This window comes from Actinomyces sp. oral taxon 170 str. F0386 (genome assembly GCF_000195595.1).
Taxonomy (GTDB): Bacteria; Actinomycetota; Actinomycetes; order Actinomycetales; family Actinomycetaceae; genus Actinomyces.
This window is the reverse complement of sequence record NZ_GL882530.1, coordinates 20,425-46,489: the sequence shown is the minus strand read 5'-3', so window position 1 is coordinate 46,489 and position 26,065 is coordinate 20,425. Positions and strand designations below refer to the sequence as shown.

General features: G+C 70.2%; 17 protein-coding genes and 1 tRNA gene. 8 read left to right on the top strand and 10 right to left on the bottom strand.

What is annotated here, in order from left to right; translation table 11 throughout:
• Positions 1-57 precede the first annotated feature (57 nt).
• The 3 genes from HMPREF9056_RS04245 to argS form a co-directional block, all read right to left on the bottom strand.
• Complete coding sequence (locus HMPREF9056_RS04245) at positions 58-1,806, bottom strand: DUF5979 domain-containing protein (RefSeq protein WP_253269925.1); 1,749 nt, start codon at positions 1,804-1,806, stop codon at positions 58-60.
• 581 nt (positions 1,807-2,387) lie between these two features.
• Positions 2,388-3,848 (bottom strand): diaminopimelate decarboxylase, encoded by a 1,461-nt coding sequence (lysA, locus tag HMPREF9056_RS04240; protein WP_009403188.1) that lies wholly within the window; start codon positions 3,846-3,848, stop codon positions 2,388-2,390.
• Positions 3,849-3,852: 4 nt separating this feature from the next.
• A complete protein-coding gene (gene argS / locus HMPREF9056_RS04235; RefSeq protein WP_034513801.1) occupies positions 3,853-5,538 on the bottom strand; it encodes an arginine--tRNA ligase in 1,686 nt (561 codons plus the stop codon).
• A gap of 132 nt (positions 5,539-5,670) precedes the next feature.
• Between argS and HMPREF9056_RS04230 the strand changes: the two genes are divergently transcribed.
• Positions 5,671-5,746 (top strand) — tRNA-Arg (locus HMPREF9056_RS04230).
• Between the two features lie 129 nt (positions 5,747-5,875).
• Here the strand turns inward: HMPREF9056_RS04230 and HMPREF9056_RS04225 are convergent.
• The 4 genes from HMPREF9056_RS04225 to HMPREF9056_RS04210 all read right to left on the bottom strand — a co-directional run bounded on the left by HMPREF9056_RS04225 (position 5,876) and on the right by HMPREF9056_RS04210 (position 11,802).
• On the bottom strand, positions 5,876-6,631 hold the full coding sequence (locus HMPREF9056_RS04225; protein ID WP_050792992.1) for a glycerophosphodiester phosphodiesterase: 756 nt from the start codon (positions 6,629-6,631) through the stop codon (positions 5,876-5,878).
• Between the two features lie 12 nt (positions 6,632-6,643).
• Positions 6,644-9,013, bottom strand: coding sequence for a M23 family metallopeptidase (locus tag HMPREF9056_RS04220; RefSeq protein ID WP_034513772.1), 2,370 nt, complete (start codon positions 9,011-9,013; stop codon positions 6,644-6,646).
• Positions 9,014-9,355: 342 nt separating this feature from the next.
• On the bottom strand, positions 9,356-10,462 hold the full coding sequence (locus HMPREF9056_RS04215; RefSeq protein ID WP_009403180.1) for a hemolysin family protein: 1,107 nt from the start codon (positions 10,460-10,462) through the stop codon (positions 9,356-9,358).
• Positions 10,459-11,802 (bottom strand): hemolysin family protein, encoded by a 1,344-nt coding sequence (locus HMPREF9056_RS04210; RefSeq protein WP_009403179.1) that lies wholly within the window; start codon positions 11,800-11,802, stop codon positions 10,459-10,461. Before HMPREF9056_RS04210 ends, HMPREF9056_RS04215 begins: the two co-directional genes overlap by 4 nt.
• A gap of 363 nt (positions 11,803-12,165) precedes the next feature.
• Here HMPREF9056_RS04210 and HMPREF9056_RS04205 point away from each other — a divergent pair, with 363 nt between their 5' ends.
• Both HMPREF9056_RS04205 and HMPREF9056_RS04200 read left to right on the top strand, forming a co-directional pair.
• The gene (locus HMPREF9056_RS04205; RefSeq protein ID WP_034513770.1) at positions 12,166-16,020 is read left to right on the top strand and encodes a multifunctional oxoglutarate decarboxylase/oxoglutarate dehydrogenase thiamine pyrophosphate-binding subunit/dihydrolipoyllysine-residue succinyltransferase subunit; all 3,855 of its coding nucleotides are present in this window, start codon (positions 12,166-12,168) and stop codon (positions 16,018-16,020) included.
• Between the two features lie 132 nt (positions 16,021-16,152).
• The gene (locus HMPREF9056_RS04200; RefSeq protein ID WP_009403176.1) at positions 16,153-16,746 is read left to right on the top strand and encodes a GDSL-type esterase/lipase family protein; all 594 of its coding nucleotides are present in this window, start codon (positions 16,153-16,155) and stop codon (positions 16,744-16,746) included.
• A 19-nt stretch (positions 16,747-16,765) separates the two neighbouring features.
• Here HMPREF9056_RS04200 and HMPREF9056_RS04195 read toward each other — a convergent pair whose 3' ends face one another.
• The 3 genes from HMPREF9056_RS04195 to HMPREF9056_RS04185 all read right to left on the bottom strand — a co-directional run bounded on the left by HMPREF9056_RS04195 (position 16,766) and on the right by HMPREF9056_RS04185 (position 19,158).
• Complete coding sequence (locus HMPREF9056_RS04195) at positions 16,766-17,497, bottom strand: YitT family protein (RefSeq protein ID WP_009403175.1); 732 nt, start codon at positions 17,495-17,497, stop codon at positions 16,766-16,768.
• Positions 17,498-18,055: 558 nt separating this feature from the next.
• On the bottom strand, positions 18,056-18,481 hold the full coding sequence (gene rsrA, locus HMPREF9056_RS04190) for a mycothiol system anti-sigma-R factor (protein WP_253269924.1): 426 nt from the start codon (positions 18,479-18,481) through the stop codon (positions 18,056-18,058).
• 8 nt (positions 18,482-18,489) lie between these two features.
• Complete coding sequence (locus tag HMPREF9056_RS04185) at positions 18,490-19,158, bottom strand: sigma-70 family RNA polymerase sigma factor (RefSeq protein ID WP_009403172.1); 669 nt, start codon at positions 19,156-19,158, stop codon at positions 18,490-18,492.
• A 362-nt stretch (positions 19,159-19,520) separates the two neighbouring features.
• Here HMPREF9056_RS04185 and HMPREF9056_RS04180 point away from each other — a divergent pair, with 362 nt between their 5' ends.
• The 5 genes from HMPREF9056_RS04180 (at position 19,521) to HMPREF9056_RS04160 (ending at position 25,969) form a co-directional block, all read left to right on the top strand.
• On the top strand, positions 19,521-20,021 hold the full coding sequence (locus HMPREF9056_RS04180) for a DoxX family protein (protein WP_009403171.1): 501 nt from the start codon (positions 19,521-19,523) through the stop codon (positions 20,019-20,021).
• Positions 20,022-20,166: 145 nt separating this feature from the next.
• Positions 20,167-22,434 (top strand): NADP-dependent isocitrate dehydrogenase, encoded by a 2,268-nt coding sequence (locus HMPREF9056_RS04175; RefSeq protein WP_009403170.1) that lies wholly within the window; start codon positions 20,167-20,169, stop codon positions 22,432-22,434.
• A complete protein-coding gene (aroA, locus tag HMPREF9056_RS04170) occupies positions 22,431-23,876 on the top strand; it encodes a 3-phosphoshikimate 1-carboxyvinyltransferase (RefSeq protein WP_009403168.1) in 1,446 nt (481 codons plus the stop codon). The genes HMPREF9056_RS04175 and aroA overlap by 4 nt, the downstream gene beginning before the upstream one ends.
• Positions 23,876-24,979: a ribosome small subunit-dependent GTPase A gene (locus HMPREF9056_RS04165; RefSeq protein ID WP_009403167.1), complete on the top strand. Its 1,104-nt coding sequence runs from the start codon at positions 23,876-23,878 to the stop codon at positions 24,977-24,979. The genes aroA and HMPREF9056_RS04165 overlap by 1 nt, the downstream gene beginning before the upstream one ends.
• 258 nt (positions 24,980-25,237) lie before the next feature.
• A complete protein-coding gene (locus HMPREF9056_RS04160) occupies positions 25,238-25,969 on the top strand; it encodes a metalloregulator ArsR/SmtB family transcription factor (RefSeq protein WP_034513763.1) in 732 nt (243 codons plus the stop codon).
• The last annotated feature ends 96 nt before the right edge of the window (positions 25,970-26,065 follow it).

The following is a 26,065-nucleotide window of genomic DNA, read 5'->3' as shown; positions in this document are numbered from 1 at the left end:
CGGGGCCACTGGGCTCTCGCGATGAAGCGGTCAGCCTTGAGAAGCGGTGACCCGCATTCAGGAGGCCTTGCGGCGGCGAGCCATCAGCAGGGCTCCACCACCCACACCGGCACCAGCGAGCAGCAGGAGCGCAACGGTGTTGGCACCGGTGTGCGCCAACGGCGGGGTACCACCGGTCGGCGTCTTCGGGGTTGAGGTGGGCGGAACCGGGCCTGCCGGGGTCGTCTGTGGAGCGCCCGGGGTGCTCGGCGGAGCCACGGTGGCCGGCGGGTTCGACTCGCTCGGCGGCAGCTGCTGCGTGGTCGTCGGAGGCGCAGTGGTGGCCGGCGGGTACCCGGGCGGGTTGGAGGCCGTGGGCGGCAGCTGGTAGGTGGTCGGCGGAGCCGAGGTGGTGGTCGTGTTGGTCAGCGAGACCCTGACGACCTGCTGGTCGCGGATGGTGAAGGTGTTGGTGTTCTGACCATCCACGGTGAAGGCCGGCTCACCCCAGCTGTAGCCGGAGGCGGCGGGCTGGGCCTTGGAGGTGTCCTCGCTCAGCGTGATCTTGGTGCCCACGGGGAAAGTGCCGCCGAAGGCAACCGGCTCACCCGGCTTGACCGTGACGGAGGAGGTACCGGTGCGGCTCTCACCGGTGGCCTTCTGTCCCTCGGGAGCCTTCCAGTCCGGGTAGGAGCTGGCAGCGGCCGGCAGCTCGTAGGCGACGTCGACGACGAAGGAGGAGCCGGCGGCCTGAGCAGCGGCGCCACCCTGGACGACCTTGGTCACGTCGAAGGTACCGAAACCGGGCTCCATCTGGACCGAGATGTCGAAGTACTGGACGTAGGACTGGTGCTGAGTGCTGGTCAGGTCCGTGCCCTGGAGGTTGACGGTGTTCTCGTAGGCGGCGCCCTGGGTGGCGGCGACGGCGTTGCCGTTGGCGTCCACGAAGGAGACCGGGTACTCCAGGGTGAAGTTGGTGCCGTTCTGGAACGGGCCGGTCACCTCGTAGGTGGCCGTGCGGCCGTCCTGGGAGTAGCTGGTCTTGACGTCGAAGTCACCGTGCTGGGTGGTGGAGTCCTGGCCGGCGGCATTTGTCACCGGGATGGACTTGCCGTCCGCGGGGCGGAGGTTGAGGACCGTACGGGTGGCGTCGGTCTGGTTGAAGCTCATGCCTCCACCGAGAGTGTCGGTGAAGACGATGGTCTGCCGGGAGCCGTCGAAGGTCTTGCCGAGCTTGTCACCAGTGGTCTGGTTGGTCCCGAAGTTCACGCCCCAGGTCAGCTCCTTGTAGTTGTTGTAGAAGCTGGAGGCCCACTTGGTCAGCTCCCAGTTGCTCTCCTGGGGGCCACCGATACCGCCGCCACCGGGCAGGGTGACAGAGGTGGTCACTCCGTTGGCGGTGAGGTCGACGGCCTGAGCGTCGGTGGTCTTGTCGACCGCGACCAGAGCGGAGCCGGTGCCCTTGAAGTTGTGGAAGCCTGCGGCCTTGAGCTCGTCGACCTTGGAGTTGAAGGTGCAGGTGACGTCCTTGACGGTGAGGGTGCAGCTGCCGACCTCGACGTCCTTGCCGCCGTACTCGACGGTCATCGGGTGGGTCGCGCTGTTCTGCAGGTTGGTGAAGTACTCACCCAGACCGATCGTGAAAGAGTCGCCCGACTTGAGGTTGGCGTCGACGCCGCTCCAGTCGAAGCTCAGGCGAGCGAGGTCGTAGTAGCTGAGCTTTCCGTCCTGCTCAATGTTGTTGCCGTCCACTCGTGTCAGAGACAGGTTGGAAACGTTGACGCTCTTGTTCTCGTCGGCACTCGTCTGAGGCGAGAGCTGAGACATGATTGCGACAAGGAAGAGCGCAAGGATGGCGACGTGTCCCCTCACCGCCCCTCGTGAGAGGGCCGGCCGAGAGGCGGCGCCCGTGGACAATGTGTTCATGGGTTCTCCGGATTCCTGGCATAGATGGCAAGGGTCTGCCTTGTGAAGCATCACCGGACATTCCCACCAACCGTTCAGGAGACGGGAAGGCTGCCCCGTGATGACCACGACCACTGTGTCACAAACCGACTGTTTGGGAGTAGTGAACACACAAATGACGCACGAGTTCACAACCTCAACACGATTGTGATCTATGTTTCATGCGACCGCGAGCAGTTTGAAATTGTAGACGTCCCACAAGAACGAAGAGATGAACTATGTCGACACTGTGCCTCTCCTATCAGGCGAACCGTGCTTCCGTTGTGTCGGTCCTTCAAGACAATCGGACTTGATCTCTGTTGCGACACAATCCACTCAGGCTTCTTTGAGGACACATCGACTTTCAGGAAAAATTCATTTAATTTCTAGACAACATACAGGAGCGCTGTCGAGGCAGGAATCGTTCCTGCCTCGACAGCGCTCCTGTCAATTCGTCGGAGGACTCAGTCCTCGAGGCGTAGGAGGTCCTCGATGGTCTCCGGGCGCAGGATCCAGCCCGACTCGCCCTCCCGGACCCAGCGCACGCCGGGGCGGGTGAAGAGGTTGTAGCTGGAGGCCATGGAGCGCCCGTAGGCACCTGTGGCGGGCACGGCCAGCACGTCGCCGACGGCCAGGTCCGCGGGCAGGTCCACGTCACGTACGACGACGTCGCCGGACTCGCAGTGCTTGCCGACGACGCGCGCGCGGGTCAGGCCCGCGGACGGGTCGGGGCGACGGTTGGCGACCAGGGCGGTGTAAGCGGCCTCGTAGAGGGCGGGGCGGATGTTGTCACTCATGCCGCCGTCGATGCTCACGTAGAGACGTGAGGCCCCCTCCCCCAGCTCGACGCGCTTGAGTCCGGTGACGGTGTAGAGAGTGACCGTCGTCGGGCCGGCGACCGCGCGACCGGGCTCGATGGAGACGGTGGGGACCTCATCGCCGAGGCGCTCACAGGTCTCGCGCACGGCCTCGGCCAGGGTGCGGGCTACCTGCGCAGGTGAGGGCGCCACGGGGTCGGCCCCGGTATAGGCGATGCCGTAGCCGCCACCCAGGTCGACCTCCGGGCACAGGTGACCGGTGTCGACGGCGATCTCGTGGCGCAGACCGAGCACCACCCCGACGGCCTCCCGGAAGCCGGCCATGTCCAGGATCTGGGAGCCGATGTGGGAGTGCAGGCCGGCGAGCTCGAGCTCGTCCGCCGCCACGATGGCGTCGATGGTTCGGCGAGCCGCACCGGTGGACACCGACAGGCCGAACTTCTGGTCCTCGTGCGCGGTGGAGATGTACTCGTGCCCGCCGGCGTGGATACCGGTGGTCAGGCGCACCATGACGCGGGCGCGTTCGTCAGCTCCGAAGTCGCCACTGCGCCTGAGCTCGTGCACCGCGGCGACGGCGTGGTCGACCTCCTCCGGGGAGTCGATGACCAGATGGCCCACCCGGTGGCGCACGGCGGTGGTCACCTCTGCCGGGGTCTTGCCATTGCCGTGCAGACCCAGGCGGCGGGCGTGGGTGGTGGCCTCGGGGCCGTCAACCTTCTCCAAGCCGGTCAGTCCCACGGCCAGCTCCACGCGGGAGGCGGTGTCGATGCCCATACCCTCCTGGAGGACGATGCGTGCGACCTGCGTGGTCAGAAACGCCTTTCCGGCGTAGAAGGCCTCGCCGCCGCGCAGTCCGTAGCCGGACCAGAACTCCTCGGCCATAGCGGCGCTCCAGGAGGCGGCACGCCCCCGCAGGTCGGCCTCGTCCAGGACAAAGACGGGGCTGGGGGCGTCGGCGAGGATCTCGGAGACGGTCAGCCCGCCCAGGGCGAGCTCGCCGTCGGGCGTGCGCCGCGCCGTTGTGGGCCACAGGTCTGGACGGTCCTCAGGCTCGGGGCAGGCCAGCACTCCCAGGGGCGGCTCACCGGAAGGAATCTGGTTCGTCATGCTCTCACATCCTCTCGGGGGCGGTGACGCCCAGCAGACCGAGCCCGTTGGCGAGGACCTGCCCCACGGCATCGTTGAGCCACAGGCGGGCCACGTGGCCGGAGCTGACGGCGTCGTCCCCGCGGGGAGTGACGCGGGTGGCACCGTACCAGGTGTGGTAGGCGGCGGCCAGCTGCTCGAGGTAGCGGGCCACGCGGTGCTGCTCGCGCAGGGAGGCGGCCTGGGCCACGGTGGCGGGGAACTGGGCCAGGACCCCCAGAAGGGCGGTGTCGGCCGGGTCGTCCAAGGCTGCGGGCTCGAAGGGAGCCACTTTCGGGTCGCGGCTCACGCCGTGCTCTGCGGCATTGCGGGCCACATTGCGGGTACGGGCGTGGGCGTACTGGACGTAGTAGACGGGGTTGTCGGAGGTGGAGGAGGCCAACAGGTCCAGGTCGATGTCGATCATGGAGTCCATGGAGGAGCGGGCCAAGGCGTAGCGGGCGGCGTCCACACCGACGGCGTCGACCAGGTCCTCCAGGGTGACGACCGTGCCGGCACGCTTGGACATGCGCACTGGGACGCCGTTGCGCACGAGGTTGACGAGCTGACCGATGAGGATCTGCATGTTGGTGCCGGGGGTGTCCCCGAAAGCCGCGCACATGGCCATCATCCGGCCGATGTAGCCGTGGTGGTCGGCCCCGAACAGGTAGAGAGCGCAGTCGGTGCCGCGCTCGCGCTTGTCCAGGTAGTAGGCGAGGTCGGCTGCGAAGTAGGCGGCGTTGCCGTCGGACTTGATAAGGACCCGGTCCTTGTCGTCACCGAAGTCGGTGGTGCGCAGCCAGGTGGCGCCGTCGCGCTCCTCGATGACGCCGCGCTCGCGCAGACGGGCGATGGCCCGCTCGACGGCGCCGGAGGTGTGCAGGGAGTCCTCGTGGAAGAAGACGTCGAAGTCGGAGCGGAAGGCGTGCAGCTCGGCCTTGACGGCGGCGAACATGAGGTCGACGCCGCGGGCGCGGAAGACCTCGGCGGCCTCGGCGTCGGGCAGGGTGGCCGGGTCAGGGCGGCCGGCGGCGAGCTCGTCGGCGGTCACCTGCTGGGCGATCTCGCCGATGTAGGCCCCGCCGTAACCGTCCTCGGGGATCTCCTGGCCACGGGCGGAGGCGAGCAGGGAGCTGGCGAAGCGGTCGATCTGGGTACCGTGGTCATTGAAGTAGTACTCGCGGGTGACTCTGGCGCCGCAGGCGGACAGGATCCGGGCCAAGGAGTCTCCGACGGCGGCCCAGCGGGCACCGCCCAGGTGTACCGGACCAGTGGGATTGGCGGAGACGTACTCGAGGTTGATGTGCTGGCCGCTCAGGGAGTCGTTGCGCCCGTAGGCCTCGCCGGCCTCGACGATGGAGCGGGCGAGCTCGCCGGCACTGGCGGCGTCCAGGCGGATGTTGAGGAAGCCGGGGCCGGCCACCTCCACGGAGGCGACGCCGTCGAGGGCCTCGAGCCGGGGGACGAGGAGCTCAGCGAGATCGCGAGGCCGTGTACCCGCCTTCTTGGCCAGCTGCATGGCGACGTTGGTGGACCAGTCACCGTGGTCACGGTTGCGAGGGCGCTCGACGCGGGGGTCGGGGATCTCTGCGGCGGGCAGGGCGAGGGAGCCCTCGGCAGAGGCCTCCTCCAGGACGGTGCGGATGGCTGCGGCAAGCTCTTCTGGAGTCACGTGCGTCAGCGTACCGTCATCGGCCAAACCGGATCGCGAGGGAGGCCGGAGGCCTCGGGGCATCGTGGGACATGTCGCAGTCTCTCGCCGGTTTCGCTCCGGGGCCGGGACGCTGGTACAGTCACGCCTCGGGCCCCGGTAGCTCAGTGGATAGAGCGTCTGCCTCCGGAGCAGGAAGTCGCAGGTTCGAATCCTGTCCGGGGCACCACCCCAGGGTCCCCGTCGCCACCCGCGGCGGGGGCTTGCTCGTGCACACTGCGGTACAGGTCTCCTGGCAGACCCCGGAGCAGGACGGCTTCCAAGACAGTTCCCCAGATCCGGGTTCCTGAGGCGCTCTTCATCTGAGGGTCTGGAGGGCGAGGGTGGGGACGTCGGTCATGATGGCGTCGACGTTGAGCTCGGCCAGCTGGCACATCCGCTCGGGATCATCCACCGTCCAGACGTGAACCTCCAGATCGGCGGTGTGCGCGGAGGCGACGAAGCGCCGGGTGACCACCGGGACACCGAGATAGCTCTCGGGGACCTGGACGGCGTCCACCCTCCCGCGCGTCCACCCCCAGCGGGTCTGCGGCAGCGGGACCGCCGCCTCACTGCGCAGCATGAGTCCGAGGACGTCACCGACTCCCAGGGAGGTTGTGGCCCTGGGCTCCTGGCGGCGCAGGACGGCCAACCGACGGGCGGAGAAGGACGCGAAACGGACCCGGTCGAGGGCATCGGCGTCGCGCACCGTCTGCAGGGCGGCCTGGACGACGCCCGAGTCCTTGAGATCGATGTTGAACCTCATCGTCGGGTGGGCGTTCAGGGCGTCGTCGAGTCGGACGAAGCCGCGCCCGTCACCGGAGTCGAGGTCAGCCAGCTCGGCCCACATGACCTCCCTCACGGTGCGAGGGTCGTTCGCGGTGCGGCGCAGGTCCTCATCGTGGCTGAGGACCACGATGCCGTCGGCGGTCAGCCGCAGGTCGGTCTCCATCCACTCCAGACCGAGCGCGGCCACGTGCTCAACGGCGCTCCAGGTGTTCTCGGGCACCTCGTGCCCGCCACCACGGTGGGCGATGACGGCAGGACGTCGTGTTCGTGACGCGGCAGGCGGCACAGTGGGTCTCCCTCAGCTGCAGTTGGTGGTGAGCTCGACGGCGCCGTGCTCCTTGAGCCAGCCCCACGGCTCCACGGTGGACTCGTCGGCGGAGTCGTCCTTGGTGCGAACCTCGAAGTGCAGGTGCGCACCGGAGGACCGTCCGGTGTTGCCCACGCCGGCGATCATCTGGCCGGCCGTGACGGTGTCACCGGCCTTGACGTAGATGCCGTCCTCATACATGTGAAGGTAGCTGGTGTACCAGACCTGACCGTCGATCTCGTGCTTGATGGTGACGGTTCCGGTGCCGTCCACCATGCCGGCGGTGGTGACGGTTCCGGCGGCGGCGGCGTAGATGGGTGTTCCCACGGGCGCGGCCATGTCCTGGCCGGCGTGAAGCTTCTGGATGCCGAGGGTGGGGTGGGTGCGGTAGCCGTACTCCGAGGAGATCGTGTAGGTGTCCGGGAGCATCGGGTAGAACAGCTGTGGCTTGGAGCTGAAGGCGCTCGTGTCGCCAGAGGCGCCGGTGGCCGAGGAGCAGGTCTTGGCCGCGTTCTGGTAGGCCTCGCGGATCCTGGCCCGGGTCGCGGCGTCGGGGACGTTGGACAGCTGGGTATTGGAGTCCTCATCCAGGTCATCACTGCCGAGCACTGCGCTGGCCACCGACGAGGGTCTCGTCCCCGAGGCGGCCGGGCTCTGCGCAGCGGCACCACCGGTGTGCATCTTCATCGCGGCGGAGGCCAGTGGGGTGTTGTCGAGATGGCTGGACAACGGGGCGAGCACCGTGGCCACGGCCAGGGCCGACAGCACGGCGGTGCGTCCCAGGATTCCGGACCCGGTGCGACGCCGTGCGGGACGTGCGGAGGCGGGACCGGTCGAGGAGTCGCGGTGGGTGTCCGGCTTGGAGGCGGCGGAGACGCGGGTCGACGGCGCCGAAGGTGCCGACGGGATCGCCTCATCCGACGAGGCTGCCGCCGCAGAGTCGGCAGACGTCCTCGCGGACCGAGTCTTCTGGGCGGCCTTGGCAGCACGGATGGCCGTCTCATCAGCAAGCGGCACCCCGGCCTTGCGGGCGGCCATGAGCTTGCGGACCTCGGGGACCTCAACGGTCTCGGCGCCGCGGAAGTCCGTGATCCGACGTGAGAAACGGATCTCATGGGGGGCCTCGGGAGCCGACGCCGTCGCGGGGGCGGCCTCGACACTCACCTCGGGCACGGGGTGCGGCATCGGGGTGGGGACGACGTCCGCCGACGTGTCAGGAACGCTGAAGGAGGTGGTGTGGTGCGTGGTGGAGGCGACGACGGGCTTGACCGAGGCGCTGGCCGGCGTTGCCGCGGAGGTGCGCCTTCTGCGGCGGCCCTCTGACCGCGAGGCGGACTGGGAGGCCGGGGCGGACGCCGACTTGGCCTCGGCGGCGTGACTGCCGAAAGGTGCTGGGCGGGACGAGGTCGGGGCCGTGTCACCGGCGGCCCACCAGGGCTTGTTGCCGGCGGCCCGTCCGGCCGGCGACTCAAGGCTGGAGGTGGACTCGGCCAGGGAGGCGGCGACCAGAGGCGACAGCGCTGAGGGCGCCGCCGGCGTCTGCGAGACACTGGGCTGCTCAGCGGCGTGGGAGCGGTGGCGGCTGCGCCGGTTCTCCGGCCGGGCCTCGGACTGAGGGACCTGCCGATGAACCTGCGGCTGTGAGTGACCCTGAGGTGCACTCGCGATAGCCGGGTTCTCTCGCGTCCGCTGAGTGTCCTCGGAGGCTTGTGCGGTGCGCAGGTCCTTGCGGGAGCGCCGGGTGGGGCGAGCCTCCCCTGGTGCCTGCGGGGAGGCGGAGGAGACGGTGGGCGTGGCCGGGGAGGGCTGCGATGTGCCTACCGCGCCCTCCATCTCGGGGAACGCAGCGGGTGCGGAGGGAGTGGCGGGCTCAGTCACCACGGGCGCATGAGGGCGCGGTTCCGCGGGCTGGGCGGGCTGCTCGACGGCGCTCTGACGCCGGCGGGCCATCCGGCTCATCGGGGCGATCTGCGGCTGGCCGCTCTGCCCTGTCTGCTCAGTGGGAGCCGGATGCACCGACCCTGCGGCTGCGTGCGCCCCTGATCGCGTGGCCGACGCCGTGGCCGGAGGGGTTGCTGGGGCCGCGGGTCTTTGCGGGTGGTTCTGCTTCTGCGGGGCGACCGGAACGTCGGGGAGGGCAGAGGGACTCGGGGCGGTGACGGTGCTGGGGACAGCACCGGGCTGGGATCGGTGAGCGCGGAGGTCACGACGCGAACGGTGAGTGGGGGCGGCGTGGGTGGTATGCGTCGTCGGCGGTGACGGCGGGACGGTTCCGGCCTCCGCCTCGGCGAGCTGGCGAGCGACTTCGGCAGCACGTTCCGCCTCGCGACGCTGGCGTCGACTCATGGGCTGCGGGGTCACGCGGGAAGCCTCCAGGTGGCTGTTGTCATGGGGAAGTCGTCGCTACCGGCGATCCGGTGGTGGCGACATGCTGGCTGCCGGGGCGACAGTCTCGTGTTGTGCTCGGTTAAAACAGTAGCGGTCTCATGTAGGTCTTGCCAGGAGAACCAGCACACCTTTGTGTGACCTGCACTTCTCAGACATGTCGCAAAGTTCCACCTATGGCCCCGATCCTGAAACAGAAACACGTGTCATACGAACGAATCGGCACCAGATCACCACTGCGTGGACTGCAGTCGACGATCGTCGTCCGACGCGGCCCGAGTTGTGGGTATCCACCGGCCACCGCCGTGAGGTCACGATTTAATCACGGCGCTGGTGCTCCTCGCGCTGCATGGCGTCATTCACCTCACCGACAAGCTCTTCGAGGATATCCTCCAGGAAGAGGACCCCGACGAATCGCCCCTGCGCATTGCGCACGTGTCCGAGGTGGGCCCCCGAGCGCTGCATGGCAGCCAGAGCCTCCTCGACCTCGTCGTCGTAGCCGACGGGGACGAGTGCGCGGGCCCGCCAGGCGGGGACCGGCTCGGTGCGGTCGGTGCCGTCGGCGTAAAGGACGTCCTTGAGGTGCAGGTAGCCGGTGATGACGGGCCCCTCTCCCCCATCCGTGGCTGCGTCAGCCGCCGATTCATCCGCAGCGACCTGATCGGCCAGGAGCGGGAAGCGGGAGAAGCCAGTGGAGGCCACGGCCCGCTCCACGTCCTCCGGGGTGCAGCTCTGAGGCAGGGTGACGAGCTCGCTCAGGGGCACCATGACGCTGCCGGCGGTCTCCTCGGAGAACTCCAGGGCTCCGCTGAGCAGGCCGGTGGAGTCCTCCAGAACGCCCTCGGCGGTGGAGCGCTCGACGATGGAGGCGACCTCCTCGGCGTTGAAGGCGGCGGCGATCTCCTCCTTGGCCTCGATGCCCAGGACCCTCAGGACCCCGTTGGCGAAGCCGTTGAGCCCGTTGACCACGGGGCTGAAGACGCGCGAGCACCACACCAGGGGCGGGGCGAGCCAACGCACGGCCTTCTCGGGGGAGGAGATGGAGATGTTCTTGGGCACCATCTCCCCGGCGACGACGTGCAGTCCCACGACGATGACCAGGGCGATGAGGACGGCGACCGCGTGGGAGCCGGCGTGGCCGACGCCGACGGCGGCGAGCAGGGGAGCGAGAGCGCGGGCGATGGCCGGCTCAGCGACGACGCCAAGGCCGGTGGAGCACAGCGTGACGCCGAGCTGGGCAGTGGCCAGCATGCGCGAGACGTTCTGGAGGGCCCACAGGGCGGTGGCGGCGCGGGTGTCGCCGGCCTCGGCCAGCGGCTCGAGCTGGCTGCGGCGCGAGGAGGTGACGGCGAACTCCGCGCCGACGAAGAAGGCGTTGCCGGCCAGGAGGATGACGGTGACCACAAGGGCCAGGGGCGTGCTCATCGTCGCTCCCCCTCAGGCCCCCGGCCTCCGGGCGCGGCATCGGGGTCCTTGGGGCGCACGTGGAGGCGGGTGACGCGGCGCCCGTCCATGGCGTCGACGGTCAGGGACGCATGAGTCAGCTCGACGACGTCGCCGACGACGGGGATGCGGCCGAGCTCGGTCATGACCAGGCCGCCGAGGGTCTCGTAGGGGCCGTCGTCGGGCACCTGAATGGCGGCGCGGGTGGCGAGCTCGTCGGGGCGCATCCACCCCGGGACGACCCAGTGCCCCGAGGGGTCGAGGTGGGCGCCGGCACGGCGGCGGTCGTGCTCGTCGGCGACGTCCCCGACGACCTCCTCGACGGCGTCCTCGAGGGTGACGACGCCGGCGGTGCCGCCGTACTCGTCGACGACGATCGCCATCTGGGACCCCTGGGCGCGCAGCTCGACGAGCAGGTCGGCCAGCGGCATGGTCTCGGGGACGCGGGGCGCGGGTGTCATGAGGGAGGTGGAGGCCACCGGCACGTCGGCGCGCCGCTCGTAGGGGACGCCGATGGCGCGGCGCAGGTGGACGATGCCCATGACGTCGTCGACGTCGCGGCCGATGACGGGGAAGCGGGAGTGGCCGGTGGCACGGGCCAGGTGCACGACGTCCTCGGCGGAGTCGTCGGCCTCGAGGGTGTGGAGGCGGCCACGGTCGGTCATGACATCGACGGCGGTGAGCGCCCCCAGGCCGATGGAGCGAGTGAGCAGGGTGGCGGTGGAGGCGTCGAGGGTGCCCTCCTCGGCGCTGTGGCGCACGAGGGAGGCCAGCTCGCCGGCACTGCGGGTGCCGCTGAGCTCCTCGGCCGGCTCGATGCCCATGGCGTGCAGGACGGCGTTGGCCGCGTTGTTGAGCACAAGGATGAGGGGCTTGAGCAGGGTGGTGAAGCCCATGAGGAAGGGGGCCACGAGGCCGGCGGCGCGCATGGGGTCGGCCAGAGTGGCGTTCTTGGGGATGAGCTCGCCCATGACCATGGAGAAGGCGTTGACGACGATGAGCGCGATGACGACCGAGGCGCCTGTGGCCACCGAGGCAGCCAGCCAGTGGCTCATGAGGTCGGTGAGGAGGTTGGCCAGGGCGGCCTGCATCGTGTAGCCCAGGAGCACCGTGGTCAGGGTGATGCCGACCTGGGCTCCGGACAGGAGGGTGGACAGGCGCCCCAGGGCCCGCTGGACGGCGGTGGCGCGCTTGTCCCCGGCGGCGGCGCGGGTCTCGACGGTGGAGGGGTCGAGGGCCACCAGGGAGAACTCGCCGGCCACGAACAGGGCGGTGCCCGCGGTGAGGACCACGCCGACGACGATCATGAGCCAGTCGGTCATGCGGGCCCCTCCCCCGTGTGGGGCTCGACGTGGGCGCCGGAGGCGGACGAGTCGGGGTGGGGTTGGTCAGAGGCGGGCGAGGAGGCGCGGTGCGTGCGGGTGCGGCGCCTGCGGGCCCGGCGGAAAGCCGATCGCATAGTGACCGAACGGTACCACCGCCGGGCTCCTCCGGGCCGGTCACGGGGCCGGGCCACGAGCGGCGTCACAGCCGGGACACGCCTGTGTCCTTGGTCCCGCATTTGCTCGCCTGAGACGCCTTTCACCTCCTAGGATGTCCTACGGACACCGCCGTTCCTCCCCGGGTCCCGCCGAGGTTCCCAGCGCCGGGACGGCAGACTGACGAATTCACCGAGGAGACCCGACGTGCCTACGCAGGACCAGACCAGCCCAGGCTTCGGTGCCAACGAGTGGATGGTGGAGGAGATGCGGGCCGCCTGGTTGGCGGATCCCTCCTCCGTGAGCCCCCAGTGGCGAGAGCTCTTCGAGACCGACCCGAGTGCCGGCTTGCGGAAGCCGAGCTCCAACCCCTCGAACGGCTTCGCCAACGGTTCTGCGTCGTCGGCCCCTGGAGGGCCGCGCCGGGCGACCATCACGCCACAAGCCGCCGTCCTCCAGCGCCGTTCCTCCGCGATCCAGGACGTCACCCGCTCCGATCTTCCCCCGGCCCCGCCGTCGGACACCGCTCCCCCGACCTCCCCCTACGCCCAGCGCCTGGCCGCCCACCCCGCCCACGACCTGGAGGGCGACGGCTGCGAGGACGGCTCCGTCCGCCTCAAGGGCGCGGCCGCCCGTACCGCCAAGAACATGGACGACTCCCTGTCCATGCCCACGGCCACCTCCGCCCGGGCCATCCCCGCCAAGGTCCTCATCGAGAACCGCGCCGTCATCAACAGCCACCTGGCCCGCACCCGCGGCGGCAAGGTCTCCTTCACCCACCTCATCGGCTGGGCGGTGGTCGAGTCCCTCTCCGAGATGCCCTCGATGAACGTCTCCTACGGGGTCGACGAGGCCGGCAAGCCGGTCCTGCGCGAGCCCGCCCACGTGGCCTTCGGCCTGGCCATCGACGTGCCCGCCTCCGATGGGCAGCGCCGTCTGCTGGTGCCCTCCATCAAGCAGGCCGATCTTATGGACCTGTCCCGGTTCGTGGAGGCCTATGAGGGCCTCGTGGCCAAGGCCCGCGACAACAGGCTGGACCTCGACGACTTCCGCGGCACCACCGTGACCCTGACCAACCCCGGCATGATCGGGACCCTGCACTCGGTGCCGCGCCTCATGCCCGGCCAGGGGCTCATCGTGGGGGTCGGAAGCATGGACTACCCGGCGGCCTTCGCCGGCGCCAGCCCCGACACCCTGGCCCGCCAGGGCATCGGCAAGGTCGTCACCCTGACCTCCACCTACGACCACCGTGTCATCCAGGGCGCAGCCTCGGGGGAGTTCCTGCGCCTGGTGGAGCGCAAGCTCCTGGGGCTGGACGGTTTCTGGAGCCGGGCCTTCGAGTCCCTGCGCATCCCCCTCGAGCCGGTCGAGTGGGTGCGCGACACCACCTACGACCCCGAGCTCGAGACCGGCAAGCCGGCGCGCGTGGCCGAGCTCATCCATGCCTACCGTCAGCGCGGGCACCTGGCCGCCGACAACGACCCGCTCACCTACCGCCTGCGCCGCCACCCGGACCTGGACATCACCTCCTACGGGCTGAGCCTGTGGGACCTGGACCGTTCCTTCCCCACCCGGGGCCTGGGCGGGCGAGACCGGGCCACCCTGCGCGAGATCCTCAAGATGCTGCGCGACGCCTACTGCCGCACCGTGGGCGTGGAGTACATGCACATCCAGGACCCGGCCCAGCGCACCTGGTGGCAGGAGCGCCTCGAGCGAGACTGGGAGGACATCGCCGACGAGGAGCGCCGTCGGATCCTCACCAAGCTGGAGCAGGCCGAGGCCTTCGAGACCTTCCTGCAGACCAAGTACGTGGGTCAGAAGCGCTTCAGCCTCGAGGGCGGGGAGTCCCTCATCGTGGCCCTGGACCGTCTGCTCGACGCCGCCGCCCACGACGGCCTCGATGAGGTCGTCATCGGCATGGCCCACCGCGGCCGCCTCAACGTGCTCACCAACATCGCCGGCAAGTCCTACGCCCAGGTCTTCGACGAGTTCGAGGGCAATGGCGTCATCGAGGGCGCCAGCACCGGGGACGTCAAGTACCATCTGGGCACCGAGGGTGTCTTCTCCGGGACCGACGGCGTGACCACGCGCGTCTCCCTGGCGGCCAACCCCTCCCACCTGGAGACGGTCGACGGCGTCGTCGAGGGGATCGTGCGCGCCAAGCAGGACCGCATCGGCCTGGGCGAGAAGGGCTACACGGTCATGCCGGTCCTCGTCCACGGCGACGCCGCCTTCGCCGGCCAGGGCGTGGTCTACGAGACCCTCAACATGAGTCAGCTGCCCGCCTACCGCACCGGCGGCACCGTTCATGTCATCGTCAACAACCAGATCGGCTTCACCACCGGATCGGCCTCGGCCCGCTCCACCATCTACGCCACCGACCTGGCCAAGGGCCTGCAGGTGCCGATCTTCCACGTCAACGCCGACGATCCCGAGACGGTCGCCCGCACCGCCCGCCACGCCTACGAGTACCGGCGCACCTTCCACAAGGACGTCATCATCGACCTCATCTGCTACCGGCGCCGCGGGCACAACGAGGGCGACGACCCCTCGATGACCCAGCCGCTCATGTACCGGCTCATCGACTCCTTGGACTCCACCCGCGGGGTCTACACCGCCGCCCTCGTGGGGCGCGGCGACATCACCCCTGCGGAGGCCCACGAGATCGCCGAGAGCTATCAGGGCGAGCTGGAGCGAGTCTTCACCGAGGCACATGTCCAGATCACCGGGAGCGAGGAGAACTCCAGGGGCTCCGGCGACACCGATGCCTCGGGAACCGACGCCTCCGCCCAGGACCTGTCCGACCCCACGAAGGTGGGCGTACCCCTGTCCTCTCTGGAGATCCCCCACTCTCAGCAGGCGGGCAGCGGCATGATGCTCGGCTGGACCTCGGCCGTGCCACGCGACGTCGTCGAGCGCATCGGGGACGCCCAGGTCGCCTGGCCGGGCTCCTTCACCGTCCACCCCAAGCTCCAGACCATGCTCGCCAAACGACGTGAGGCCACCCGCGAGGGCGGTATCGACTGGGGCCTGGGCGAGCTCATCGCCCTGGGGAGCCTGCTCATGGAGGGCGTGCCGATCCGCATCGCCGGCGAGGACGCCCGCCGTGCCACCTTCGCCCAGCGTCACGCGGTCCTGCACGACCACGCCTCCGGTCAGGAGTGGACGCCGTTGAGCTTCCTCACCCCGGACCAGGCTCCTCTGGAGATCTACGACTCGCTGCTCAGCGAGTACGCCGCTCTGGCCTTCGAGTACGGATACTCGGTGGAGCGGCCCGAGGGACTGACGATGTGGGAGGCCCAGTTCGGCGACTTCGCCAACGGCGCCCAGTCCGTCATCGACGAGTACGTCACCTCCGCCGCTCAGAAGTGGGGGCAGCGCTCCGGCCTGGTCATGCTGCTCCCCCACGGCCAGGAGGGGCAGGGACCGGACCACTCCTCGGGGCGCATCGAGCGCTACCTGCAGATGTGCGCCCAGGACAACATGGTGGTGGCCCAGCCCTCCACGCCCGCCAGCTACTTCCACCTGCTGCGCGAGCACACCTACCGCCGCCCGCGCCGCCCGCTCATCGTCTTCACCCCCAAGCAACTGCTGCGTCTGAAGGCCGCCTGCTCGCCGGTGGAGGACTTCACCTCCGGCACCTTCCAACCGGTCATCGGGGAGATCGACGACGCCGTCCTGGCCGCAGCGCAGGAGCAGGGAGTGGATCGGGTGCTGCTGTGCTCGGGGCGCATCTACTACGACCTACTGGCTCACCGTTCCAAGACCGGGGACACGAGCACCGCCATCGTCCGTCTCGAGCAGCTCTACCCGCTTGAGACCGAGGCCATCGCCGAGGCGCTGGCGCCCTTCAGCGGCGCCGAGCTCGTGTGGGTGCAGGACGAGCCGGCCAACCAGGGCATGTGGCCCTACCTGGCGCTCCACCTGCCCGCGGACCTGACCGGCGGTGTCCTGCCCACGCTGGTCTCCCGGCCCGAGGCCGCAGCGCCGGCCGTGGGGACCGCCGGTGTCCACCGCGCCCAGCAGGAGGAGATCATCGGTCAGGCCTTCACCCGAGACTGAGAACAGGCTGGTCATCACCGGTTCGTCTCCGGCCAACCCCGCCGAAATGCCGCCAGCCTCCCGCGCCGCAGCGCAAGGTCACGATAATGTCAAGACAGCATGAGGGATCATGAGGCATGAGGAGGCGCTGCCATGCGTGAGACGAGGCTGAGCTTCATCGGCGACGAGCTGGTGGCCGGTCATGGCGACGGACGTGCTCTGGGCTGGACGGGCCGAGTCATGGCCCGCACGCCCCGGGACGCCGAGATCCTGTGGACCTCGCTGGCGGTCCCCGGTGAGACGACCGCGCAGATGTCCGACCGCTGGGGGCCTGAGGTGGCCCGGCGCTCCACGCACACCGGTATCAACCGGCTCGTGGTGGGGCTGGGCGTGGCCGACGTGCTTGCCGGCATCTCCTACGCCCGCTCCCGCCTGGCCCTGGCCAACATCCTCGATACGGCCGCCTCCGACCACCGCGAGTGCTTCGTCGTCGGGCCGCCTCCCCTGCCCGAGGCCGACCCCGACGCCACCGCCCAGCTCTCCCAGGCCGCCGAGGAGGTGTGCCTGCGCCGCAACGTGCCCTACGTGGACGCCTTCGAGCCGCTGCGCAACCACGAGCAGTGGACGGCCGACGTCGCCGCCGCCGGCGGCACGCACCCGGGCCAGGCCGGCTACGGCCTGCTGGCCTGGCTGGTGCTGCACCGCGGCTGGTACGAGTGGCTCGGCGTCGAGCGCCCCGAGTCCTGAAGGCATCGATGCCCGCCGGTCAGGCCGGCGATGGAGAGCCCTCGGCGGACGGCTCGGATGCGGCGAAGATGTCGCCGCGGATCCCCACCAGGCGGTTGGAGACGCGTTTGTTGAAGAAGCCGACGATGGGGCCGATGAAGAAGCCCATGATGATCGTGCCCAGGGCGATGATGCCCAGTGAGAGGTCGAACCTGATGAGAATGAGGGCCAGCAAGATCGTGATGATGTCCTGAACCACGCGGTAGGCGCGGTAGCTGCAGCGCGGGAAGTGGCGCCTGAGCGAGGGCGCGATCCCGTCATAGGGGCACTGGCCCAGATCGCAGGTGATGTACATGGAGACTCCCAGGCAGAACAGCGGCAGCCCGATCGCCAGGTGGAGGAGCATGCTGCCCACGGAGTACTCGACGTGGAAGAAGCTGCGGTGAATCGGACGGAAGTAGTCCACGAGGACGCCCACGATCGTGAAATTGACGACCGTCCCCAACCCGAAGATCGACCGGTCGAAGGGGAGGACAAGGATCAGCATGATGATGTTGACGATCGGGACGATCGCCGAGAAGGAGATCCCTGAGACGTGGGAGATGCCCTGCAGGAAGGCGGTGAACGGGTCGACGCCGCTCTTGCCCTCCAGGCAGATCGCGATCCCGACCGCCGTGATCACCTCCCCCAGAAAGCACACGAGGATGCGCCGCAGAAGCGAGTTGTCGGAAAGTGTCCACTGGTCTTTTGCTGTCAGGTTCCTCAGGGTCATGTCACACCACCGTCGTTGAGGAGGAGACCGGCAAGGCCGCGCCGCAGGACGCGCCATGGGACGTGGAAGGAGCCGATCGGTGCCTCCTCACCACGAACCGCCCTGGTATTCTACGGCTCACACCTCAGCGTCTCATCACCGTCAAGGCCGTAGGACCCAGGAGGCGACTCGAGTCAGCACCCGACCAAGGCTTTTACGCGGCGGTTCCGGGGCAGCTCATGAACGACGTCGGCCGGTCACCGTGATGGTGACCGGCCGACGTCTGTTGCGTCTCAGGGTGCTGCGCTCCGCACGTTACCCGGCTCAGGCGTTGGGACGCTTGCCGTGGTTGGCGCTAGACTTGGCGCGTGCACGACGCTTACGACCGCGCTTGCTCATCACTGCCTCCTCGTGTCTGGACTCGCCCCACGAGGGGGCACGGAACGCCGATGATTGTCGCATATGGCGACTCGACCCGGCCAGTCTCGCGGCGCCAACTGGCCGGTGAAGGCGACCACATGTCACCGCAGCCAACACGGCGCCGGCAACGAACCTGACGGACCGAGCGACCGGAAGGCCTCAGTCGCCCTCCATGCGAATGGTTCGCGAGGACTCGACCCGGGACTCCACGATGCGCACGACCCGCCCGGAAGCCGAGGCCTGAGTCCGGGTCGTCGTCGACGTCGACGTCACACTCACCGCGGTGGCGCGCAGGGTCGACAGGCGCCCCAGGACCCGGGCGCGCAGCTCGGGAGGAGCCTGCTCGGCACACCGCGAGCGCAGGATCTCACGCAGGTGGGTCTCGGCGTCGGCGATGCGCGAGCAATGCAGGCAGGTGGCCACGTGCTGGGCCAGGCGCTCGGTGAGATCGGCGGTGCACTCCCGGTCGAGGAAGGCCTCCAGGTGGGCGCGGGCCTCGGCGCAGGAGCAGTCCTGGGAGCCGACTGCCGTCTTGGGGGCCTTGGCGGACTCGGTGCTCTTGTCCGTGTTCACCTGCGGTTCCATGCGGTCTCTCATTTCTCCTCCTCCCCGTATCCGTACTCGCGAGCGTAGTCGGCCAGCAGCTCGCGCAGCTGGCGGCGCCCCCGGTGCAACCGGGACATGACGGTGCCGATCGGCGTGTCCATGATCTCGGCGATCTCCTTGTAGGAGAAGCCCTCGACGTCGGCCAGGTAGACGGCCAGGCGCCGGTCCTCGGTGAGCTGACCCAGGGCCTCCTTGATGTCGGAGTCCGGCAGGGCGTCCAGGGCGAGGTTCTCGGCGCTGGGCAGCCCCACGGGGTCGTGGGAGGCGGCCCGGTGCAACTGCCAGTCCTCGACGGCGTCCGCGTCGGACTGGAGGGGCTCGCGCTGCTTCTTGCGATAGGAGTTGATGAAGGTGTTGGTCAGGATCCGGTAGAGCCAGGCCTTGAGGTTGGTGCCGGGCCGGTACTGGTGGAAGGAGCCGAAGGCCTTGGCGTAGGCGTCCTGAACGAGGTCCTCGGCGTCGGCCCGGTTGCGGGTCATGCGCAGGGCGGCACCGTAGAGCTGGTCCAGGTAGGGCAGCGCCTCGGCCTCGAAACGGGCGGCCCGGGCGGCCTCGTCCTCGTCGGCGGGGGCACGGTCGAAGCCGTCTGCGCCGTCATCCGGATCAATCACCTCATCCAGGGTGATCTCGTCTGTGTGGTCGTCGATGTCCGTCATCGCCCACGAGCCTAGCCCGAGCCCGGACACCCAGGTGTCATCAACGCCGAGCGGGCTGGTCACCGTGGCGGGTCGCCGCTCCGGAGGGTCCACGGGGCGGGCCGATCCCGGGCCGCTGTGTCCCATGTGTCTGCCGGGCCGGTCGGTGCGGCGGCTCTGACCGCCCCTCGGCCCGCTCGGCAGTGCGCCTCGCCGGCGGGCGGTCCTGCTCGACGGCGGCACAGTCGGCTGCTGAGTGCTCATGCTCTGACCAACAGGACGGCGCCCCGGATTCATTCCCCGTCCGCACTCAGCGAGGCGCGCACCACGCTCGAGCGGCGACGTCGCTGGCCCGAGCCGCCCGTGTAGGTCAGGATGGGGGCATGAACATTCTGCGCTCCTTCGCCCGCCCGATGCTCGCTGCGCCCTTCATCGTCGATGGGCTCGACGCCCTCGTGCGCCCGTCGCGCCACGTGGAGAAGTTCGAGAAGGTCGCCCCCACGCTCGAGCGCGCCGGCCTGCCGCCGGTGCTGACCTCCGACGCCCGGATGCTCACCCGCGCCTCGGGCGCCGTGAGCCTCGTGGCCGGGCTGGGGCTGGCCGCCGGCCGGGCGCCCCGCACGAACGCCACCATCCTGGCGGCCCTCAACATCCCGCTCACGGTTGTCAACAACCCCGTCTGGGCGGTCAGGGGAGCCAAAGCCCGCAAGGAGGCCCTCTCCGGTCTGCTTCGGGGGGCCGCCGTCGGCGCCGGGCTCGCCCTGGCCGCCGTCGACCGTCAGGGCAGACCGTCCTTGGCCTGGCAGGTGCGCAACTCGCGCCAGCAGCGCGAGGCGATCCAGGCCGCTCAGGAGGCCGTGCGCCAGCGCTACGTGACCGCCTGATCCGCTTCTTCCGGGGTCAGCCGGTTCTCACCCCGGCTCCGTCATCGCCGTCACCTGGGCGTCATAGGTGACGGCTAGCCTCATCTCGTCCACTTCAGCCCACCTCACCACGCGCAGACACGTCATCGACACGCAGGGAGCACTCATGACCGTCCAGTCCGCCCAGCCGGCCCAGTCAGAACAGTCCGCCCAGAGTACTGAGCCCGACGTCATCTATACCTGGACCGACGAGGCGCCGATGCTGGCGACCCACTCCTTCCTACCGATCGTGCGGGGCTTCGCCCAGCGGGCGGGCGTGAGCGTGGGAACCGCGGACATCTCGCTGGCGGGCCGCATCCTGGCGGCCTTCTCCCTGGCCGACGACGACCTGGCCCGCCTGGGCGAGCTCACCCAGTCCCCTGCGGCCACCATCATCAAGCTGCCCAACATCTCGGCCTCCCTGCCCCAGCTCAAGGCCGCCATCGCCGAGCTGCAGGCCCTGGGTTACGAGGTCCCCGACTACCCCGACTCCCCCAGCACGCCCGCAGAGCAGGAGGCGCGCACCGCCTACGACGCCGTCAAGGGCAGCGCCGTCAACCCCGTCCTGCGCGAGGGCAACTCGGACCGGCGCGCCCCGGCGGCTGTCAAGGCCTACGCCCGCTCCCACCCGCACTCGATGGGGACCTGGTCGTCCGAGTCGTGCACGCGCGTGGCCACGATGAGGGCCGGCGACTTCCGGCACAACGAGCGCAGCGTCGTCGTCCCCGAGGCCGGCACCCTGCAGATCTGGCTGCGCCCGGCCGACGGCGGAGCACCCGTCATCCTGCGGGAGTCGCTGCCGGTGAGCGCCGGGGAGGTCGTGGACGCCACATTCATGAGCGCCGTCGCCCTGGATGAGTTCCTCACCCGGCAGGTGGCCGCCGCCAAGGATGAGGACCTGCTGCTGTCGGTGCATCTCAAGGCCACGATGATGAAGGTCTCCGACCCGCTCATCTTCGGCCACGCGGTGCGCGCCGCCCTGCCGGGCGTCTTCTCCACCTACGGGCAGGTGCTGGCCGAGGCCGGCCTGCGCGCCGAGGACGGCCTGGCATCGGTCCTGGCGGGCCTGGGGTCGCTGCCCCAGGGCGAGGAGATCCGCGCCGCCATCGAGGCCGAGCTCGCCGCCGGGCCGCGCCTGTCCATGGTGGACTCCGACCGCGGGATCACGAACCTGCACGTGCCCAGCGATGTCATCATCGACGCCTCCATGCCCGCCATGATCCGGGCCGGCGGCCACCTGTGGGGGCCGGACGGCCAGACCGCGGACACGCTCGCCGTCATCCCGGACTCCTCCTACGCCGGGGTCTACCAGGCCGTCATCGAGGACTGCCGCACCCACGGGGCCCTGGACCCGGCCACCATGGGCTCGGTTCCCAACGTGGGTCTCATGGCCCGCAAGGCCGAGGAGTACGGCAGCCACGACAAGACCTTCCTCATCCCGGCCGACGGCACCATGGAGGTCGTCGTGGTCGAGGGAGCGGGCGCCGAGCCGGGCGCGGTGCTGTTGTCCCACGAGGTGGCCACCGGCGACATCTGGCGGGCCTGCACCACTCAGGACGCCCCCATCCGCGACTGGGTGCACCTGGCGGTCACCCGGGCCCGGGCCACCGGTGCCCCGGCCGTGTTCTGGCTGGACCCCGAGCGCGGCCACGACGCCGTCCTCATCGACCTGGTGCGCCGTTGCCTGGATGAGGAGGACACCGAGGGCCTGGACATCCGCGTCCTGGACCCGGTGGCGGCCACACGCCTGTCCCTGGAGCGCGCCCGCCGCGGTGAGGACACGATCTCGGTGACCGGCAACGTGCTGCGCGACTACAACACGGATCTCTTCCCCATCCTCGAGCTGGGCACGAGCGCCAAGATGCTCTCGGTGGTGCCGCTGATGAACGGCGGCGGCCTGTATGAGACCGGGGCCGGGGGCTCGGCCCCCAAGCACGTGCGCCAGCTGCTCGAGGAGGACTACCTGCGCTGGGACTCCCTGGGCGAGTTCCTGGCCCTGGCCGAGGCCTTCCACCACGTGGCCCAGGTCAGTGGCAACGAGCGCGCCGAGGTCCTGGCAGACGCCTTGGAGGCCGCCACGGCCCGGCTGCTGGAGGAGAACCGCTCGCCGGCGCGCCGCCTGGGGCAGATCGACAACCGCGGCTCGCACGCCTGGCTGGCTCTGTACTGGGCCCGTGAGCTGGCGGCCCAGCAGACCAGTCCGGAGCTCGCCGCCGTCTTCACCTCGATCGCCCAGCAGCTCGAGGCCTTCAACGACACGATCCAGGCCGAGCTGCTGGCCGTCCAGGGCTCCCCGGCGGACATCGGCGGCTACTACCGCCCCGATGAGGCCCTGACCGACGCCGTCATGCGCCCCTCGACAACCCTCAACGCGGTCATCGAGGCCCTGGCATGACCGACAGCCCCGGCACTGCCGGCTTGGCCAGCTCAGCTGACTCGGCCGAGCCGTGGCGGGCGCCGGTGGCGGCGGGGGCACTGGAGGCGGTCGTGGAGCTGCCGGGGTCGAAGTCGCTCAGTGCCCGGGCCCTGCTGCTGGCCGCCGTCGCTGACACGCCGACCACGCTCACCGGGCTCCTGCGCTCGCGCGACACCGAGCTCATGCTCGCCGCCCTGAGCGCGCTCGGCACCCGTTTCGAGGACCTCAACGACTCCGGTACACGGCTGCGTGTCACGCCGGCTCCCCTGCCGCTGCGCGTGCAGGCAGGTCCCGACGGCGTCGGGCGTATCGACGTCGGCCTGGCCGGGACCGTCATGCGCTTCGTGCCCGCACTGGCCGCCCTGGCCGATGCCCCGGTCGTCTTCGACGGGGACGAGGCCGCCCGGCGCCGCCCCATGGCGCCGCTGCTCGACGCGCTGGCCGCCCTGGGCGCGGAGGTGGCCCACCTCGGTGAGCCCGGCTTCCTGCCTGTGCGCATCGGCCCCGGCGGCGGTGCGCTCCTGAAAGCCCGGAACGCCCGCGTGGCGGTCGACGGTTCGGCCTCCTCCCAGTTCGTCTCCGCCCTCCTGCTCCTGGGCGCCCTCCTGCCCGGTGGCCTGGAGCTCACCCCCACCGGGCCGGTGCCCTCGCTGACGCATGTGGCCATGACGGTGGCGACGCTGCGCGAGCGGGGCATCGCCGTCGACGAGCCCGCCCCCGGGGGCGGCGACGGCGAGCGCACCTGGCGGGTCCACCCCGGCCGCCCCCGCGGCGGGCAGGTGGCGATCGAGCCGGACCTGTCCAACGCCGGCCCCTTCCTGGCGGCCGCCCTCGTGGCCGGCGGCCGGGTGAGCGTCCCCCACTGGCCGGCGGTCACGACTCAGGCCGGTGACTCCTGGCGCGAGCTCCTGCCCCGCCTGAGCGGCGAGGTGACGCTCTCCGACGGCGCGCTCACCGCTCGCGGCACCGGACGGCTCAGCGGGATCGAGGCGGACCTGTCCGACGTCGGCGAGCTCGTCCCCACGGTGGCGGCCCTGGCGACCCTCGCCGGGGCGCAGGGCCACGCCAGCACCCTCACCGGCATCGCGCACCTGCGCGGGCACGAGACCGACCGCCTGGCCGCCCTGGCCACCGAGATCCGTCTTCTGGGCGGGGACGCCGAGGAGACCGCTGACGGCCTCCTTATCCGCCCCGCCCCGCTGCACGGCGCCGCCCTGCACTCCTACGCCGACCACCGGATGGCCACCTTCGCCGCCATCATCGGCCTGGGCGTGGACGGGGTGAGCCTGGACGACGTCGAGTGCACCTCCAAGACGCTGCCCGGCTTCGCGGGCCTGTGGGCCGCCATGCTCGCCACCGCGGCCGGAACTCATAGCGCCAAGCCGGAGCCTGAACCGGGCGTCCCGGGAGATCGCGCCTGATGGCCCGCCGCGACACCGGCACCGACGACCCGCGCGTGAGGGTCCGCCCCGGCCGGGGCTCGCGCCCCCGCACCAAGCAGCGCCCCAGCCACGCCGACGCGGTCCTGGGCATGGTCACCCGCATCGACCGCGGCCACTACCGCATCCGCCTCGACGACCCCGGCCTCACCGAGAGCTCCAGCGGCGACATCACCGCCATGAAGGCCCGAGAGCTCGGCCGGGGCAAGGTCGTCGTCGGCGACCGGGTCGCCGTCGTCGGGGACACCAGCGGGCGCTCCGGGACCCTGGCCCGCATGGTGCGTATCGAGGAGCGCACCACCCTGCTGCGCCGCAGCGCCGAGGACGGCGACGCCGCCGGCACCGAGCGGGCGATCGTCGCCAACGCCCGCCAGCTCGTCATCGTCACCGCCGTGGCCGATCCCGAGCCGCGTCCGCGGATGATCGACCGTTACCTCGTGGCCGCCTATGACGCTGGCATGGAGCCGCTCATCGTGCTCACCAAGACCGACCTGGCCGACGCCGCCCCGCTGACGGGCCTTTACAGCCCCCTGGGCGTACGCTGCCTGGCCACGCGCCTGCACCCGGGCGCCTCGGACGACGAGGCCGGCCCCACCGAGACCGCAGGGGCACCGGAGCAGGCCGACGACGGCATCGAGGCGGTCCGGAAGGCGCTGACCGGTACCGTCTCGGTCCTCGTGGGCCACTCTGGGGTCGGCAAGTCCACGCTCATCAACGCGATCGTTCCCGGCGCGGACCGCGCCACCGGTCACGTCAACGAGGTCACCGGTCGCGGCCGCCACACCTCCACCAGTCTCCAGGCCCTTGCCCTGCCCGGCGGTGGCTGGGTCATCGATACTCCAGGCGTGCGCTCCTTCGGGGTCTCCCACGTGGGCAGCGCCGACGTCCTGCGCGGCTTCCCGGACCTGGCAGCCGTGGCCGAGGACTGCCCGCGCGGGTGCACCCACGAGGACGGCGTCGTCGACTGCGCCCTGGATGAGTGGGTGAATGATCCGGCTGCACCCAACGGGCGGCGCGCACGGGTGGAGTCCTTCCGCCGGTTGCTGGCGCCCTCGCTGGAGGCCGAGGACCCCACCAGGCCCTGAGCGCTCCTGGCCGCAGGCGGGGTCCTTCGACGAGCGTCACGGTTTCGTCGACAGCGCGATCCTTAAACTCTGAGGGCCGCCTACCCGGCTATTGGGCCAAGCCCCGGCAAAACGGCGCCAGCACTGAGTTTTTTCACGCCTCGACGCCCCCATTATTGGACATCCTGTGCTAAAACTCACATCACAGAGCCGTTGCAGGATTCAACTACAAGCCGATTTTGACGGTTCCCACAAGCGAAAGCGCGTTAGTCTCATGACATGCACAATCGTCCGACCCCTTCACTCCCACGTCCCGCCCTGGGCGACTTGTCCGCGCGCGCCAACCTCTCAGCGGCGCGCCGGCGCGTCCTGGAGGTCGTGGAGGCTTCAAACGACGCGATGACGGCCGTTCAGGTCGCCAGCGCACTCAACCTGCACCACAACACCGTCCGTGAGCACCTCGACGCCCTGGTTGACGCCGGGTTCGTCACGGTGTCCACCAAGCCGACGGGCAAGCGGGGCCGCCCGGCCCTGCGCTACGCCTCGACGGCACCCGACCCCCAGCAGATGGTCGACGCCTACCTGCTGCTGCTCGACGCGATCGCCGACACCCTGGGCGAGGGCGAGGACGCCCGGGCCACCGCCCTGGAGATCGGTCGCCGCTGGGCCGAGCTGACCCCCGGCACCGTCGCCGAGCCCGTGGTCGACGGCGAGGAGGTGGACCGGGTCACTGCCCTCATCCCCTACCTCGCGGTCATGGGCTTCGCCCCGGAGGTCTCCGGCGATACCGTCGTCCTGCGCTCCTGCCCGCTGGTCACGCGCAACCACCGGCCGCGCGACCTGGTGTGCACCATGCACGAGGGCTTCCTGCGGGCTGTCGTCGGCCCCGGCCCGGGGGCCTACGAACGCATCAAGTTCCTGCCCAACGGGCCCGACGGCTGCCAGATCAGCCCGGCTGAACCGGCCCAGGAGGAGCCGGAGCTGAAGATCGTCCGCGCCGACGTCGCCTGATTCGCGCAGCTCCATCAATCACCATCATCCGTCCACCTACCAACCACTTCCGAGATCGCACGGCTTCGGCCCCGGGCACAGGCGCCCGGGGCCGAA